Below are 16144 nucleotides of genomic sequence, written 5' to 3'. Positions count from 1 at the left end.
GATGCTAAAGTTTCCCCTTACTGGAAGGTCAATTTAAAACCCAACAAAATAGTGGGTCTTTGCAAAACTTTTAACTACATTAAGCCAAATAACAAAACTTGCTAAATCATCACATAAAGGAACAGCACACCTAATGAAAAAAATGTTCGCCTTGTTCTGCACGCTAACGCTTTCTTTTTCTATGCTCTTTTCTTCGGGTGCAAAAGCGTTAACCTACACGCAAGCAGAAGACTTGGCAGATTTAACCGCTATCTACCTTTTTTTGAATAAAGATTGTGGTTATGAGCAAATATCAAAATCTAAAATTGAAAGAGCCTTGATGGTCTTTTCTCGCTCGCAACAATGGGATGTTAGTAATTATTCAACATTACCGATGAGCCAATTAAATGAAGACAGTTACAATGATTTAAAAGGTATTGAAGTGTCACATAATAAGAAATGTCAGCTACTCGCGAATAAGTCATTAAGTTTATTAAATTATTAATATACCTACTGAGTAACATTAAGATAAATAGAAAAAGATAGCCTCTTGGAATAGATTGCTTATTAACAAGGACCATATAAAGCAACTAAATAGAGGTTATCAAAGAAAAGAAACTGACTTTCTTCTCCTACTCTTTATTCCTCTTTGTGCTGATTGTTTTTCTTCTGCCTATATTCATTCCAATACAGAGCCACTGAAGGAATACTTTGAATAATCAACATTCTAAAAATATGATTCGACATCACAAATGCGGCATCCACGTTCATTGTGATAGCGGCAAAAGTCATGGCTTCCATACTTCCCGGAGCCCATGCCAATACTAATGTTGCCCAAGGAACTCCCGTTAGATAAGCAGCCCCATATGCCACCATTACCGTTAAAATCACATTAATAATAACCACTTGAACAGAAGAAAATGCGTTTTTAATTAGTGAGGAAAATGGAAAAACAACAAAATGTGCCCCGATATTCATGCCAATTAGAACCATACTCAATTCATTAAGTAACATTGGAAAGGCAATAGGTTCACTGACAAAAGATTGAATAAGTATTGCACTACCTAATGAAGTCAACATAAAGGGTGCCGGAAATCGGATTTTCTGTAATAAAAGCCCAGTACCTAACCCTAAAGCCACAATCAATAATAACCACAATAATGAAACCAATGTCATTTCGGGTATAGCAAACTCAGGCATATTGGCTTTATCAGATCCTACAATAAAACCTGCCAGAATAATCAACACCATTAAACGAATGGTATGAGAAATAACAATTTTTTGTGGTGGTGTTTTAGTGTGATCAGTCAATGCCAAAATAGCAGCCATAGCGCCAGGCACAGCACCTAACATCGACTCTTCTTTCGTCCAACCAATATGGCGGTGGAACCAAAAATAACTCACAAAAAACTGAATAGCTAAACAAACAACAAGAGTCAGTAAAAGAATAATTAAATTATCAGCACTTCCTAAATGAACTTGATTAAACATCAAACCAACCGATGTTCCTAAAGCAAGCTGAATAAATGTTAATGTATGCTTAGGAACCGCAAGTTCCCATTTAAAACGATAAGCAATAATAACAACGATAATTGGCCCAAACATCAAAGCCATGGGTAAGCCGGAGAGAGTGAGAGCGCCACCAATTAAAGCACAGAACAAAATACCTGGTAGAGTTTTTAAAAACGACATGTTGTATTACTCAGCTTTTTTAATTATGGTTTATCCTAGCATTTATATAAATATTTAATAACCAAATAGTGGTAATGTAATTATTACTATTCTTAATATTAAGAGCAAATTATGTCGTTAAAAATCACCACTCATCCTACGCATGATGAGATCAATGAAATTTATGAAGGTTTATTAACGCATAACCTTCACTATATTCATATGGATCAATACACACCTCTTGCTGTCTTTAAAGAAGATAATGATAAAAAAATAGGTGGGATCACCGGTGATATTTTGGGAAATTGGTTACGTATTCGCTATTTATGGGTAGATAAAGCCCATCGTGGAAAAAATATTGGTACCGAATTACTCCATGCAATGGAAAATGCAGCCAAAGAGAAAGGGGCTAAATATGCAGAAGTCGATACATTCAGCTTTCAAGCCCTTCCTTTTTATCAAAAGCAGGGATTTGAAATATTTGGCACTCTAGAAAATTATCCAATTAGCGATAAGAAATATTATTTAAGGAAAGATTTATAATATTTTAAACTTAATCTTTATTAATCCAATTTTAGTGCATTTAGTTTTTTTTATTTACATTATTACTGAACTCAACTTTCTTAACGTTATTCGTTAATTTAAAATGCATACAATAGAAATCAATTAACTTCTTTTAAGAAAAGAGATTCTTAAATGTAAAAAAAGGAAATAAAAAAGATATCATTAAATGATATCTTTTTTATTTTATTTATTTATTGGCAATCTTTAAAAGGGTTAGCCTTTAAAGACAATTTAACTGTCGTTATCCAATGACTACTCTTTTAGATCGTTATACACAGTCGCTCTTGAAACACCAAGGTATTGTGCAGTAATTTCCATTGCCTTACGCAGTGAAAGATAACCTTCATCCTGTAAACATAGTAGTAATTCACGTCGCTGATGTGGTTTTAATGCTCTTGGTGTAACAGAATAAGTTGCCGAAAATTCGTCAATACGTTTTTTCAGCGAATCTTCTGTCACTGAGCTAAAGGTTTCAATAATGTCATTACCTTCTTCAAGGGTTGCAAATTGGTTAAGTACCATTTGCAATCCTTTGATCATTGAAATATCAATATTTAAACATAATGCCGCAACATAATTTCCTTGTTTATCTTTAATGCCGATAGACGTACTTTTTGCGGTTCTACCATCAGGAAATTGATTTGGGTAATTAGCCACAATTTGTGGGAAGTCAGACGATTCAATACGTGCCATTCCCAATTCTGTTGCTCTATCCCCAACTTTTCTACCTGATAGGTTATTTTCAATGACCATAATGGTATTTTCACTATCAGTTAGATCATGAAGTACAACCTCACAGAAAGGCGATAATGTTTTACCAATGCCTTGTGCAATAAATTGTAGTTGTTCTACCAGCCACTCTTGGTCTTCTGTTTTGTGTGACATAACGATCCCTGCAATAGCTAAAACGTAAATGATTTATACAATTTTAACCGATTTATTCAAATAATTAATCGTTATCTGCAGGATAATCAGATTTTGCCTGATTTAGAATAGCTTTTGCCATCCATTGAGTCATATCAATGACCTGTTGATCATCCATTTTCCAGATATCTTTCATTACCAAAAAGACTTCTGACCCATAAATTAAAGAGAACGATTTAATCACCTTATCCCACATTTCTTGAGGATAGTGTGCTTTTAAAGGTTCAATAACTTTGAGTAAAATCTCTTTACGGTGACCACGAATAAATCGTTTTTCTGCATATTCACTTGATTGTCTCTCTTTTGCCCATTGCTGTAATGAAACTTGCAAAGCACCACGCAGTGCACCTTCATGTTTAAACATTTGTGGATAGGCAAGATTGAGCAATTCAGTAATGCGTTGTTGCGTATTATCTTCGGGAGTTGGTGTCCATGCAATGATCGGCGCTAAACTTGCATCAACCGTGGCACTAATTAAATCACTTTGTGTGGGAAAATAACGATATGCGGTTGCCCTCGAAACACCTGCATGTGCAGCTAATTCTGACACTGTCGGTAACATTCCTTGCTCAAAAAGCCCCAACGCTGTTGTTACCAATAATTGATAGGTTCTTTTTCGTGTACCGGACATGGCATCCGTTTCATCACTGTAACTCATAGAAAATCCTTCGTTATTCCTACACTTTGTATGTCTGGGCTTATCTTAAGCTAAATACTCACAACACTTAACGTTTACTTTAGGTGATTAATTACACCTTATCGACCTTTAATGTGCAAAAAATAAAAATAATGAGACAGGAGTCTCAAAATAGTGCTATGATAAATGAAACTCAAGTCTCATTATGATTATAATCTATCCGTCGATAATTATAAAAGGTATGGGAAGGCTTATGAAACAGTATGCTGGTTCTATTTATATTGCCACAACGCTTGATACTAAAAGTGCTGAGATTTTTTATGTCAGTGATTTAATTAAAAAAGCAGGCCTTCCTGTTAAGACCGTTGACTTGACAACCAAACCCACGACACTCGCACGAGAAGCGGATGTCACAGCAACCGAAGTTGCTCGTTTTCATCCAAATGGCCAAGAGGCTGTTTTCTGTGGTGATAGAGGGAAAGCAATAGAAGCGATGTCAGTCGCTTTTGAACACTATTTAACTCACTGTGATGATGTCTTAGCCATTCTTGGACTAGGCGGCTCAGGGGGGACGGCACTGATTACACCAGCAATGCAATCTCTGCCAATTGGTGTACCTAAATTGATGGTATCAACGATGGCGTCTGGCGATATCTCAGGCTATATCGGTGCAAGTGATATCTCAATGATGTATTCCGTTACAGATGTATCAGGCTTAAATCGTATTTCTCGTAAAGTTTTAAAAAATGCAGCGAATCAAATCGCTGGTGCTGTTTATTTTTACCAAGAAGAGCATGTTGTCGATAAGCCTGCGGTAGCACTGACCATGTTTGGTGTAACCACCCCTTGTGTACAACAACTCACACAAAAACTTGAAAATAATTATGACTGCCTTGTTTTTCATGCAACAGGAAGTGGCGGCAAAGCCATGGAAAAACTGGTAGACAGTCACCTACTTCATAGTGTGTTAGATCTTACAACAACAGAAGTATGTGATTACTTGTTTGACGGTGTACTTGCTTGTGATGAAGACCGTTTTGGTGCAATCGCCCGTACCAAAACCCCTTATATAGGTTCTTGTGGCGCATTAGATATGGTGAACTTTGGTCGCCCTTCTAGTGTTCCTGAGAAATATAAAGGGCGTCAATTTTATCATCACAATGCGCAAGTCACCTTAATGCGCACAACACCAGAGGAAAATCGTCAATTAGGTATCTGGATCGCTGAGAAACTCAATCAGTGTGAAGGCCCATTGCGGTTTGTATTACCACAGGGCGGTTTTTCAGCTCTAGACATTGAAGAAGGCCCTTTCTGGGATCCTCAAGCAAACCAAGCTTTCTTCGATGCATTTATAACAACATTTAAAGAGACAGAGACTCGTCAGTTAGTCATCAGTCCTTATCACATAAACTCCGCTGAGTTTGCTCAGCAAATTTATGATTTACACCAGGAACTTATTTGTTAACCACGGAGAAAGAAGAATGACTCATTCACGTGAAATGTTACTAAAAAAATTCAACGAAATGATTGCACGCCATGAACCGATTATTGGTGGTGGTGCAGGTACTGGCCTGTCCGCTAAATGTGAAGAAGCGGGTGGTATCGACCTTATTGTTATTTATAATTCAGGTCGTTACCGTATGGCTGGTCGAGGATCTTTAGCGGGTTTGTTAGCTTATGGTAATGCTAATGAAATCGTTATGGATATGGCAAAAGAAGTATTACCTGTTGTTAAACAGACACCTGTACTAGCTGGCGTTAACGGCACTGATCCTTTCTGTAACTTCGATAAATTCTTAGATGAAGTAAAAGCAACAGGTTTTGCTGGCGTACAAAATTTCCCAACTGTTGGCTTAATTGATGGTAATTTCCGCGCTAATTTAGAAGAAACAGGTATGGGTTATGGGCTTGAAGTGGATATGATCCGCAAAGCGCATGAAAAAGGTTTATTAACCACACCTTATGTCTTTAGCCGTGAAGATGCGATTGCAATGACTGAAGCTGGTGCAGATATTATTGTGCCACATATGGGATTAACAACTGGCGGTAATATTGGTGCTGAAACAGCATTAACATTAGCGGACTGTGTTCCTTTAATTAATGACTGGGCAAAAGCAGCGAAAGCAGTACGTGCAGATGTTATTGTGCTTTGTCATGGTGGTCCGATTGCAACACCTGAAGATGCACAATATATCTTAGATAATTGTCCTGATTGTCATGGCTTCTATGGTGCAAGTTCTATGGAACGTTTACCAACAGAAGTGGCATTAACCGCAACAACAAAAGAATTTAAAAGTATTAAACGCTAATTCAAAATCATCAAGTTTGCCTAAGCGTTAATCCATATTGCCCACGTTATGTGGGCAATATTTTATACAAAGAGCCCTAATTCAAATTAGACTAATTTGGCAATTAATGTATTTAGATCACCCGCTAAAAAATCAACAGGTGGAATTTCAATAACGGTATAAGCACCTGCACGTTGTTTCATACTGGCTCTTGCCGCTGAAACCATAAATTGAGACGTCAATGCAGGATTGTTAATACGCATTGAATATTCAAATAATTGATTATGGGTTTTACCCGAAACACCTTTATGGGTCATATGAACGCCATGCCCAACATCTTTTAAGCTATCAACACAATCGACTTGCTTCACATGGGTTTCATCCGAAGAGAAATAGCTATCTGCTTTAATAGCTTGCTCTACTTGATTAAAATTAGCCCCTGCTTCTAATTCGACATAAACCATACGACGGTGAACACCCGTACCTAGTGGAATGGTCATTGAAAGTGCATCTTTAACGCCATCAATGCTTTTAGCCGCAACACTGTGCCCCATACTCATACCTGGCCCAAAATTAGTATAAGTAATGCCTTTTGGTGCCATGGCTAACATTAATGTACGCACAATAGAATCAGAACCGGGATCCCAACCCGCTGAAATAACAGCAACACGATCATGTTTTTTAGCGACTTCATCTAATTCTGTTTTTAATGACACAATTTCACTGTGAACATCAAAACTATCTACTGTATTAATGCCTAAGCTTAAAATAGATTTGGCTAACTCTTTAATTGCACGAGTTGGTGAACATAAGAGAGCAACATCAACATTACCTAATGTTTTAATATCGTTAGTTACGGTAATATTTTGCAGTTCTTCTGGAATGTTGTTTATATCACGGCGAACAACCCCTATTAATTCAAAATCTTGAGCAGCTTGAACCGCTTCTAATGCAAATCGACCAATATTGCCATAGCCTACAATAGCCACTTTTATTTTAGTATTCATTAATTCCCCTGACTTTAACGTTAATCATCTCTTAATGATAATAGTGATTAGTTATCAATGAATAAACCATATAAATATCTTTTTTGCCAGATAAACATTATTTGCGCTATTACCTTATAAATAAACCTTGTAGAATCCCCCATCTTCCGACACGTTTATTTTAATAAATCGATTTCACTCTGTTTTTAAGAAGGTTTTCAATGCATCAGTCTGATGTAGCGGATCGCTCGCTTTTTTCTCTTAGTTGGCCAATATTTATAGATATTTTCCTACATCTAGCCACACTATTAATTAATACTTACATGGTAAGCCACGTTTCCACCGCTTACTTAGCCGCGATGGGCGTCGGTAACCAAGTTTTTGATCTTTTCATCACCATTTTTAGTTTTATTAGTGTGGGATGTAGCGTCGTTATTGCCCAATATTTAGGTGCAGGTAAAAAAGAAAAAGCCAGTCAGGCGATCCATATCTCCATTGCATTTAACTCATTACTGGGGATAAGTAGTGCGGTAATTATTCTCTTTTTTGGCTACAACATTCTTAATTTAATGAATACACCATCTCACTTGGTTCAAGATGGTTATAATTACTTGCATATTATTGGTATTTGTCTTATTCCTGAGGCAATTTCAATTATTCTTGCTGCATGTTTAAGAGTTTATGGCAAATCAAAAGCTGCCATGTATGTCACATTGATCGCTAACATTGTTACCGTTATTGGTAATATGATCGTACTTTATGGCTTCTTTGGTTTACCACAATACGGATTAGTCGGTGTTGCTTGGTCTACTGTTGTTGGTCGTATTATTGCCGTTATTTTATTATGTGGGTTGTTGTTCTACGGCTTACGCATTAAATTTCAAGCAAGACAACTCTTTATCTGGTCTAAAAATATGTTAGGGAAAATCCTACATATTGGTTTACCAGCTGCTGGTGAAAATCTAGTTTGGATCTTACATTACATGACTGCATCTGCCTTTATTGGTTTAATGGGTGAAGTCCCTCTTGCAGCACAAACACTTTATTTCCAATTGTCATTATTTTTAATGCTCTTTGGTATTGCAATTAGTATTGGTAATGAAATTCTTGTGGGACATTTAGTTGGCGCTAAACGCTTTGATGATGCCTTTAATCGTGGTTGGAAAAGTTTAAAAACCGGTGTGATATTCACAATTGGGGTAGTTATTATTTATTGGTTTATGCGCGATCCTATTTTGTATTCCATTACAGAAGACCAGCGCATTATCGACCAATTGATCCCACTGTTTATTTTGTCTGTCTTTTTAGAGCCAGGTCGTACTTTTAATATCGTAATGGTAAATGCCTTACGTGCCGCAGGCGATGCTAAATTTCCTCTTATGACAGCAATTTGCTTTATGTGGGGTGTCGCTATTCCTGTGGGTTATTTCCTCGGTATTAAGATGGAAATGGGTCTAATTGGTATCTGGATTGGCTTTCTTTGTGATGAGTGGTTACGCGGATTAACTAATGCATGGCGTTGGCGCTCTCGTAGATGGCAAGCTAAGCGTTTGGATATATAATATTTAACGGCCTGATAATATTACTATCAGGCTGTTAAATCGATATTTTGCTAAAAGTCAAATAATCCCTTCTTTATCATATTGTGCTAACACCAAACTAATTATAGAGTTTGACATATCATTAATTTTAGATAAATTAATTCTCTTATTATATTCTTTTGCTAATTTAGAAAAAAGAGTCGTTAAATAATAGTCATCCATACTTTCTTTACTGATTAATTCATTCAATGTAATTTTATTTATTTCTAACAAAAGTCTATTTTTAAAATTAGGATGTTCAATTAATTCTGATAATTTTATTACTATTTTTGTTTTTATTTTAAAAAAATCAATTTTAAACTCATTTTTTAATGCATTAATCTCTTTATTAATAAGCTCTTTTATTTTTGGAGAATTAGTTTTATTTAATAATTTAACTAAAGACAAATATCTATTAGTTTTACTTTCATTTATATGACCTAATCCTTTATGCATAACATCATTTGTTATTTTCTCACGTCCTGTTATCTCATCCATAATTAATTCATTAATTATTATTTCTTTTGTTGACAAATTATCTTTATTACTGATTTTATATTGATACTCAAATAATGTCATTATTTTATTATTTTCTATATCATTACTCTCATTATTTATCTTAGAAGAACTATAATATTCATCAAAAGTGACATAGTCCGAATCTAAACTATCAATCTCCTCATAATCATGGTCTGAATAAATATCATCAATGTCTTTTTCCAAAGAATTAATTTTGCCTTCCATTTCCATATAAACAGATTCTTCTCTATTTTCTGAATTTGTATGGCTGATAAAATTATTTTCTGAGTTTCTTATTAATAAGATTGGATTATATTCCATATAGATATCTGTATCCACTGAACTAGTTGATAAAACAGAAGAAACTCTTTGTAATTGAGTGCTTATATTTGCAGGACACATCATTATTATCCTATTTATTTAACATGATCATATTCTATAATTTATCATTTTATCTACTATCATTTATCTACCATTTATAAATTTAATTATTATCATCAATAGATAAGAACCAATATTTTTATATAGCTCTATGTACTTTTAATTATTCCATAAGTTTAAAACAATAGTTTATCGTCATTCTTTGTTAAGAATCGGTATCCTTTTTTAAATTTAACTTTTATTAAAACCGTAAAAAACAATTAATAAAATATAATTATTATAGACATCAAATCATTAAAATAAGTAATGAGTTTATTTACCCTCTTAAAAAATATTATTTTTAATATATCTTTTTTATGATTGCGATCACAGAAAACCATCTCAAAAAGGTAAGTAAAAATAACCTCACCCACAAAAAACACTAATTTTTTTAATAAAGAAAAAACCAAAAATTAAATATTAATCAACATTAAACTTTTCTTGCAAAAATAATTATTTTTCTCTAATTCCCTATTGTTTTTTTTATGATACAAGTAGGTGTTAGTCTTTTCTAATAAATGAAATAAGTAAGTATTAGTACAAATAATACAATTAAAAACACAATGGAGTCTTGTCATGAATCTCGTTGAACGGTTTATTTCTTATACAAAAGTTAACACCACCACAAATAGGGAAAATGGCGCTGCGGGCATTATGCCTTCTTCAGAAGGTCAGCGAGTCCTAGCATTACAATTAGTTGAAGAACTCAAGGCTTTAGGTGTTGAGGATATTAAGATCCGCGATACTGCGATTGTTACCGCAACACTACCTTCCAACCTTGATTATGAAGTGCCTACTGTTGCTTTCTTTGGTCATTTAGATACCAGTGCTGAGCAAACTAATGATACCAAAGCGCAAATCTTACCTTATAAAGGTGGTGATCTTTGCTTAAACAAAGAGCTTGATATTTATCTACGTCAAAGTGAATTCCCAGAATTAGAAAACTATATTGGTGACGATATTATCGTGACGGATGGCACCAGTTTATTAGGCGCTGATGACAAAGCCGCAATTGCTTCAATTATGGATATGTTGCAATACTTTAAACAACATCCTGAAGTTAAACACGGTACAGTGAAAATTGGTTTTGTGCCGGATGAAGAGCAAGGTTTACGTGGTGCAAAAGTCTTTGATACTAAAGAATTTGGTGCTGATTTTGCTTATACTTTAGATTGCTGTGGTATTGGCGAGTTAGTGTATGAAAACTGGAATGCCGGGGATGTGGAAATTACCTTTACTGGTGCTTCTGCCCATCCAATGTCTGCGAAAGGTAAATTAAAGAATTCGCTGTTAATGGCACATAAATTTGTTGCTATGTTACCGGGTGGTGAAGCACCTGAATATACTGAAGGCCGTGAAGGTTATTATTGGGTAAAACAATTAGCCGGAAATAGTGCACGTACCGTATTAAAAATGGATGTACGTGATTTCACCGAAAAAGGTTATGCCCACCGTATGGCATTTTTAAAACAACTTTCAGATTATTGTGAAGGTTTATGGGGCGAAGGCTCTGTTACTTGTAAACTCGCTGACCGTTATGCCAACGTCTTTAATAGCCTACAAGGTGATAATCGCTACCCTATCGATATTGCGGTTGCCGCTTATGAAGCTAATGGCATTACCCCTCGCCCAATTCCAATGCGTGGTGGTTATGATGGTGCAGCCCTTTCTCAAAATGGCTTACCTTGTCCAAATATCTTTACTGGTGCTCATAATTTTCATTCTATTTATGAATATCTGCCTGTTAAATCCCTTTATGCTGCCAGTGATGTCTTAAAGTCTGTCGTGAAGATCACTGCAGAACGCTTTGCACCTGGAGCTAAAGCATGATCCAAATTCTTGCGGTCTTAGTCGTCGTTGTTATTGTCGCTAGGATGATCTTGAAAGGATATAAAGCAGAACCTGTTTTGTTAGTCGCTGGTCTAGCCTTAATGGCGCTAACCATGATGTTTGGTTGGGGAGATATTCTTCCTAAAAATGTCAAAACAACAGGTATTGGCTGGTTAGATCCCTTTGAAGTCATGCGTGATCTCTTTAGTAGTCGTGCCGCTGACCTTGGTTTAATGATCATGGCACTGATGGGATTTGCGCATTATATGGATCATATTGGTGCCAATGAGGCCGTTGTACGAGTTGCAACTCGCCCATTGAAAAATATGCGCTCGCCTTATGTGTTGCTATTTTTCTCTTTTCTACTCGCAAGTATTTTGCAACTTGCTATTCCTTCAGCAACGGGATTGGCTGTTCTATTAATGGGTACGATGTTCCCGATTATGATAGGACTTGGTTTATCTCCAGCATCGGCCGCGGGTGTAATTGCAACTTCATTAGGTGTCGCTTACACCCCAACGGCTATTGACGCTATTCGAGGTGCAAAAGCGGTTGACTTAGGTGTTGTTGAATACGTGCTTTATTACCAAGGGCCTGCGGCAATTGCAACCGTGCTAGCTGTTGGTATTACACATATCTTCTGGCAACGCCATTGTGACCGTAGAGCCGGATTTGTTCCTCAATTAGGCAAAATGTCTGAAGAAGCAAAGAGTGATAAAAACGTACCCGGCTTTTATGCCTTACTACCAATGTTACCGATTATTATGGCAGTAGGTTCATCAAGCCTATTTGTTGAAGGAATTCACCTTGACGTGGTCACTATTGTATTGATTTCAATGGCAATTTGTATGCTAATTGAAACATTACGCTTACGTGATTTTAAATCAGTGTGTGCGGGCTTCCAGCATTTCTTAAAGGGGATGGGCTCTGCATTTAGTAACGTTGTAGGGTTATTAGTCGCCGCAGGTGTCTTTGCTCATGGTATTAAAGTTAGTGGTGCAATAGATAGCCTGATTGTGATGGCGGAATCTGTGGGCTTGCCGCCATTTGCTATGGCATTGGTCTTCGCAGTCGTGACATTAGCTGCTGCAATTATTATGGGTTCAGGTAATGCTCCCTTCCTTGCATTCGTTGAACTTATTCCACAAATTGCACATAGCATGGGTGTCAACCCAATTGCGATGATTTTACCAATGCAACAAGCGTCACATATGGGACGAGGTATGTCTCCTGTCGCAGGAGTTATTATTGCAGTATCTAGTGGTGCTAAATTGCAACCGTTTGATGTTGTAAAAAGGACGGCGATCCCGCTGATGGTCGGCTTTGTATTCCATAGTGCTATTATTGCTATCTTCTATTATTAATAAATATACCTGAAGTAATATTTCTTACTTCAGGTTATTTTCAAATAATAAACATTATATTTTCTCAATAATCTGAATTTATATTCAAAAAAACAACAATTAATATAAACATAAAAAATTAACAAAATAACAGAAAGTTATTTTTATACTCCAAAAAATAAAGAGCCTACTATTTTCATTGTTAAAATAATAGTGTGATATTTAATTACTATTCATTACTCTTTATTTTAACTATTCAGAGTTAGCCCACTTTAAGTATGATAGTTATACTAGCAATAGGATCGTGTATTCATTCTATTGCTTTTTTATTTAATTTTATATTTATAAAATTAATTTATTTAATTCACTTATTATTTCATTGGTTCATTTTAAACCAATGAGCAACTGACTCTTTTTTTTCATGTAAATTAATACAATGACAAAGTGAATTTATGTGTTTTTCTCTAAAGTAGAAAAAATTACCAACACTAAAGACAAAGAAGGTAATATTTTCTCAAATTTTATTCAATGTTAGTAAATTCAGAAAAAACTTTCTCTCATAAATTCAGTATGATGAAGAGAATAAAAATAGAATAACCTATTGAATTTTCATACTGTTTATTGGGTGCATGCAATGAAAGAACAATTATCTTCTCGTTGGAAAATATTGATAGCGGCAGTAAAACAACAAGTTAAACCTGCTTTAGGTTGTACAGAGCCTATCTCACTTGCATTAGCGGCTGCTACCGCAGCAAGTTATCTTCAACACGCTATCACTCGCATTAGCGCTGAAGTTTCCCCGAACTTAATGAAAAATGGTATGGGCGTTACCGTACCAGGAACTGGAATGGTGGGGCTATCTATTGCTGCTAGCTTAGGGGCTGTTGGCGGTGATAGTAAAGCGGGTTTAGAAGTATTAAAAAATGCCACACCAGAACATGTAAAACAAAGCAAAGCGCTGCTAGCTTCTGGTATTGTTAATGTTTCTATTAAAAAAGCGTGCCAAGAAGTTCTTTATAGTGAAGTCACTATTGAAGATGGTGAAAACAGTGCAACTGTCATTATTGCAGGCAATCACACCAATATCGTTAAAATCATTCATAATGGTGATGTTGTTCTTGATAACACTTGTGATAGTGCAGAACAATCAGCATCGCCTTGCGAAATAAAAGAAACACTAACCCAAACAAATACCCAAGAAATTTATCAATTTGTTACTCAGGTACCCGTAGAAGAAATTTCTTTTATTCTTGAATCAGCACATTTAAATGATGCGCTATCAAAAGAAGGTTTGAACAATAGTTATGGTTTACATATTGGACAAACTTTACAACGCCAGCAACAACGAGGCCTATTAGCAAAAGATCTATTATCAGAGATCATGATCCGTACATCTGCTGCATCTGATGCTCGTATGGGCGGTGCAGTCTTGCCCGCCATGAGTAACTCAGGCTCAGGCAATCAAGGTATTGCTGCAACAATGCCGGTTGTGGTCGTTGCTGAATATTTACAAGTTGACGAAGAGAAAATGGCAAGAGCATTAATGCTTTCCCATTTACTGGCTATCTATATTCACCATAAATTCCCCGCATTATCTGCATTATGTGCAGCCACAACAGCATCAATGGGCGCTGCAGGTGCAATTGCATGGCTAATGGATGAACGCTATGAATCCATGGCAATGGCGATTAGTAGCATGATTGGTGATATTAGTGGTGTAATTTGTGATGGTGCTTCAAATAGCTGCGCTATGAAAGTTTCAACCGGTGCAAGTGCCGCTTATAAAGCTGTATTAATGGCTCTTGATAATACATTTGTGACAGGTAATGACGGTATTGTGGCACATGATGTTGACTCAACGATTGAAAACTTATGTGCGTTAGCAAGCCGAGCAATGCAACATACCGATATTCAAATTATTGAGATTATGGAATATAAAGCCGTTGCTAATGGCTAATTCCAGTGATTAAAAAAAGCACCCCATAATAGTTATTATTATGGGGTGAAACATAAGATCCTAGGAACAGGATCCTCCTCAAGTCAGGAGCTTATCAATATTCGTTACTGCTATTTACGGCTATACTACGGTTACTTCTACTACTTACTTCGTACTACTTTCTAACACTCACTACAGGGTATTGGGTTAATGTGCATTTTCTTGTGTACTTGGCATTAATGCATCAAAACTAGCTCTTATCTCATCTTCTGGTAATTGAATACCAATAAAAACCAATGTGCTTTCGCGAATTTCATCTTCATGCCATGCTCTGTCCCAATCAGCACTATAGAGGCGTTGCACACCTTGGAATAACAAGCGATTAGGTTGATCTTTAATATTTAATATCCCTTTATAACGTAAAAGATTATCAGCAAAGCTTAATAATAATTTTTCCATTACATCGGAGACTTTTTGTAGCTCAACGGGATAATCAAATTTCAGTACAATAGAATGGATATCATCTTGTTTTTCTGGCTGAAAGCGGAAAAGAGGCTGTTTTACTTGAAGGTTATCATTCAACATAAAACCTTTTACATTAAACAATAAACCTAAATCAATTTGTCCATGAATAACGGTATTAACGGGTGCTCTTGCATTAATGCGTCTTAATCTAGCCATTAATTCGGGTGATGCTGGTGCAACATCAGTTTTTGTTAATAAGATGCGATCAGCATAACCAATTTGAGATTGTGCAATAGTAAATTGATCTAATTGTTGTTGAGCATGAATATTATCAACAAGAGTAATAATCCCATCTAACAAATAGCGTTGACAGATCACCTCATGAGAAAAAAATGTTTGGCTAATAGGGCCGGGATCAGCCATGCCTGTACATTCAATAACTAACCTATCAAACTCAATCTCACCACGATCAAGACTGTCACATAAGTCTAATAATGTGTCTTCTAATTCATTCGATTTGCTACAACAAATACAACCATTGGTAAGTGTTTTAATTTGAGTGGCTCTATCACCAATAATTTCGTCATCAATAGGCACTTCACCAAATTCATTTTCAATAACAGCGATTTTATAACCATGCTCTTCATTAAGCATATGACGCAAAAGCGTTGTTTTTCCTGATCCTAAAAAACCAGTCAATATCGTTACTGCAATAGGTTCCATTATGTGTCTCCTTTACAGATTATTAGCAACAGCGAAAACCGCCTTTACCATCACCACCACCATAACGGGCTTCCTGACGTTCACGGAAAAACTCGTTATAGGTCATAACTGGCTTATCAGGATGGTTATCTTTCATGTGCTGTACATAGTTATCATAATCGGGAATACCTATCAGCATACGAGCGGCTTGCCCTAGATATTTTCCAGCTTGTCCTAAATTGCCAAACATAAGTTTCTCCTAAACCCCGTACCAGCTAAACCAGTACGGGGTTAAACTAT

General features: G+C 36.0%; 15 protein-coding genes. 8 read left to right on the top strand and 7 right to left on the bottom strand.

The window, feature by feature from the left end; genetic code table 11:
- The first annotated feature begins 133 nt into the window (after positions 1–133).
- Positions 134–484 carry a YacC family pilotin-like protein gene (locus LG402_RS03925; protein ID WP_072070992.1) on the top strand — a complete coding sequence of 117 codons (351 nt, stop codon included), beginning with the start codon at positions 134–136 and terminating at the stop codon, positions 482–484.
- Positions 485–618: 134 nt separating this feature from the next.
- Here the strand turns inward: LG402_RS03925 and LG402_RS03920 are convergent, their stop codons facing one another.
- Positions 619–1671, bottom strand: coding sequence for an AbrB family transcriptional regulator (locus tag LG402_RS03920; protein ID WP_227336455.1), 1053 nt, complete (start codon positions 1669–1671; stop codon positions 619–621).
- 111 nt (positions 1672–1782) lie between these two features.
- On the opposite strand from LG402_RS03920, the gene LG402_RS03915 reads away from it, so the two are divergent.
- Positions 1783–2193, top strand: coding sequence for a GNAT family N-acetyltransferase (locus tag LG402_RS03915; RefSeq protein ID WP_109407951.1), 411 nt, complete (start codon positions 1783–1785; stop codon positions 2191–2193).
- A gap of 273 nt (positions 2194–2466) precedes the next feature.
- Here LG402_RS03915 and LG402_RS03910 read toward each other — a convergent pair whose 3' ends face one another.
- Together LG402_RS03910 and LG402_RS03905 are read right to left on the bottom strand one after the other, a co-directional pair.
- The gene (locus LG402_RS03910; protein ID WP_006535016.1) at positions 2467–3099 is read right to left on the bottom strand and encodes a transcriptional regulator; all 633 of its coding nucleotides are present in this window, start codon (positions 3097–3099) and stop codon (positions 2467–2469) included.
- Positions 3100–3163: 64 nt separating this feature from the next.
- Entirely contained in the window at positions 3164–3796 is a 633-nt protein-coding gene (locus LG402_RS03905) for a TetR/AcrR family transcriptional regulator (protein WP_072069348.1), read from the bottom strand.
- 232 nt (positions 3797–4028) lie between these two features.
- Here LG402_RS03905 and LG402_RS03900 point away from each other — a divergent pair, with 232 nt between their 5' ends.
- Both LG402_RS03900 and LG402_RS03895 read left to right on the top strand, forming a co-directional pair.
- On the top strand, positions 4029–5240 hold the full coding sequence (locus tag LG402_RS03900) for a Tm-1-like ATP-binding domain-containing protein (protein WP_166539514.1): 1212 nt from the start codon (positions 4029–4031) through the stop codon (positions 5238–5240).
- Positions 5241–5256: 16 nt separating this feature from the next.
- On the top strand, positions 5257–6084 hold the full coding sequence (locus LG402_RS03895) for a phosphoenolpyruvate hydrolase family protein (RefSeq protein WP_166539513.1): 828 nt from the start codon (positions 5257–5259) through the stop codon (positions 6082–6084).
- Between the two features lie 86 nt (positions 6085–6170).
- On the opposite strand, the gene LG402_RS03890 is transcribed toward LG402_RS03895, so the two are convergent.
- Positions 6171–7070: a diaminopimelate dehydrogenase gene (locus tag LG402_RS03890; RefSeq protein ID WP_166539512.1), complete on the bottom strand. Its 900-nt coding sequence runs from the start codon at positions 7068–7070 to the stop codon at positions 6171–6173.
- A 200-nt stretch (positions 7071–7270) separates the two neighbouring features.
- Here LG402_RS03890 and LG402_RS03885 point away from each other — a divergent pair, with 200 nt between their 5' ends.
- Positions 7271–8611 (top strand): MATE family efflux transporter, encoded by a 1341-nt coding sequence (locus tag LG402_RS03885; protein ID WP_109407955.1) that lies wholly within the window; start codon positions 7271–7273, stop codon positions 8609–8611.
- Positions 8612–8668: 57 nt separating this feature from the next.
- Here the strand turns inward: LG402_RS03885 and LG402_RS03880 are convergent, their stop codons facing one another.
- Positions 8669–9550, bottom strand: coding sequence for a hypothetical protein (locus tag LG402_RS03880; protein ID WP_227336454.1), 882 nt, complete (start codon positions 9548–9550; stop codon positions 8669–8671).
- 594 nt (positions 9551–10144) lie between these two features.
- Here LG402_RS03880 and pepT point away from each other — a divergent pair.
- The 3 genes from pepT to LG402_RS03865 all read left to right on the top strand — a co-directional run bounded on the left by pepT (position 10145) and on the right by LG402_RS03865 (position 14698).
- Complete coding sequence (gene pepT / locus LG402_RS03875; protein ID WP_109407957.1) at positions 10145–11398, top strand: peptidase T; 1254 nt, start codon at positions 10145–10147, stop codon at positions 11396–11398.
- Positions 11395–12762, top strand: a complete 1368-nt coding sequence (gene dcuC / locus LG402_RS03870) for a C4-dicarboxylate transporter DcuC (RefSeq protein WP_227336453.1) — start codon at positions 11395–11397, stop codon at positions 12760–12762. The genes pepT and dcuC overlap by 4 nt, the downstream gene beginning before the upstream one ends.
- A gap of 613 nt (positions 12763–13375) precedes the next feature.
- On the top strand, positions 13376–14698 hold the full coding sequence (locus LG402_RS03865; RefSeq protein ID WP_166539509.1) for a serine dehydratase subunit alpha family protein: 1323 nt from the start codon (positions 13376–13378) through the stop codon (positions 14696–14698).
- A gap of 186 nt (positions 14699–14884) precedes the next feature.
- On the opposite strand, the gene yjiA is transcribed toward LG402_RS03865, so the two are convergent.
- Positions 14885–15865 carry a GTPase gene (yjiA, locus tag LG402_RS03860; protein WP_166539508.1) on the bottom strand — a complete coding sequence of 327 codons (981 nt, stop codon included), beginning with the start codon at positions 15863–15865 and terminating at the stop codon, positions 14885–14887.
- A 22-nt stretch (positions 15866–15887) separates the two neighbouring features.
- Positions 15888–16094 carry a YbdD/YjiX family protein gene (locus tag LG402_RS03855; protein ID WP_004245057.1) on the bottom strand — a complete coding sequence of 69 codons (207 nt, stop codon included), beginning with the start codon at positions 16092–16094 and terminating at the stop codon, positions 15888–15890.
- Positions 16095–16144 lie beyond the last annotated feature (50 nt).

This window comes from Proteus sp. NMG38-2, from assembly GCF_020640995.1.
In the GTDB taxonomy this organism is placed as follows: domain Bacteria; phylum Pseudomonadota; class Gammaproteobacteria; order Enterobacterales; family Enterobacteriaceae; genus Proteus.
The sequence above is the reverse complement of the archived record's forward strand: the minus strand, read 5'-3'. Positions and strand labels throughout refer to the sequence as shown.

Bases quoted from the DNA above. Each gene is read 5' to 3' on its own strand.
- LG402_RS03900 (WP_166539514.1), top strand. From the start codon at position 4,029: ATGAAACAGTATGCTGGTTCTATTTATATTGCCACAACGCTTGATACT.
- yjiA (WP_166539508.1), bottom strand. From the start codon at position 15,865: ATGGAACCTATTGCAGTAACGATATTGACTGGTTTTTTAGGATCAGGA.
- LG402_RS03885 (WP_109407955.1), top strand. From the start codon at position 7,271: ATGCATCAGTCTGATGTAGCGGATCGCTCGCTTTTTTCTCTTAGTTGG.
- LG402_RS03925 (WP_072070992.1), top strand. From the start codon at position 134: ATGAAAAAAATGTTCGCCTTGTTCTGCACGCTAACGCTTTCTTTTTCT.
- LG402_RS03855 (WP_004245057.1), bottom strand. From the start codon at position 16,094: ATGTTTGGCAATTTAGGACAAGCTGGAAAATATCTAGGGCAAGCCGCT.
- LG402_RS03915 (WP_109407951.1), top strand. From the start codon at position 1,783: ATGTCGTTAAAAATCACCACTCATCCTACGCATGATGAGATCAATGAA.
- LG402_RS03905 (WP_072069348.1), bottom strand. From the start codon at position 3,796: ATGAGTTACAGTGATGAAACGGATGCCATGTCCGGTACACGAAAAAGA.
- LG402_RS03880 (WP_227336454.1), bottom strand. From the start codon at position 9,550: ATGTGTCCTGCAAATATAAGCACTCAATTACAAAGAGTTTCTTCTGTT.
- LG402_RS03910 (WP_006535016.1), bottom strand. From the start codon at position 3,099: ATGTCACACAAAACAGAAGACCAAGAGTGGCTGGTAGAACAACTACAA.
- LG402_RS03895 (WP_166539513.1), top strand. From the start codon at position 5,257: ATGACTCATTCACGTGAAATGTTACTAAAAAAATTCAACGAAATGATT.
- LG402_RS03890 (WP_166539512.1), bottom strand. From the start codon at position 7,070: ATGAATACTAAAATAAAAGTGGCTATTGTAGGCTATGGCAATATTGGT.
- dcuC (WP_227336453.1), top strand. From the start codon at position 11,395: ATGATCCAAATTCTTGCGGTCTTAGTCGTCGTTGTTATTGTCGCTAGG.
- LG402_RS03865 (WP_166539509.1), top strand. From the start codon at position 13,376: ATGAAAGAACAATTATCTTCTCGTTGGAAAATATTGATAGCGGCAGTA.
- pepT (WP_109407957.1), top strand. From the start codon at position 10,145: ATGAATCTCGTTGAACGGTTTATTTCTTATACAAAAGTTAACACCACC.
- LG402_RS03920 (WP_227336455.1), bottom strand. From the start codon at position 1,671: ATGTCGTTTTTAAAAACTCTACCAGGTATTTTGTTCTGTGCTTTAATT.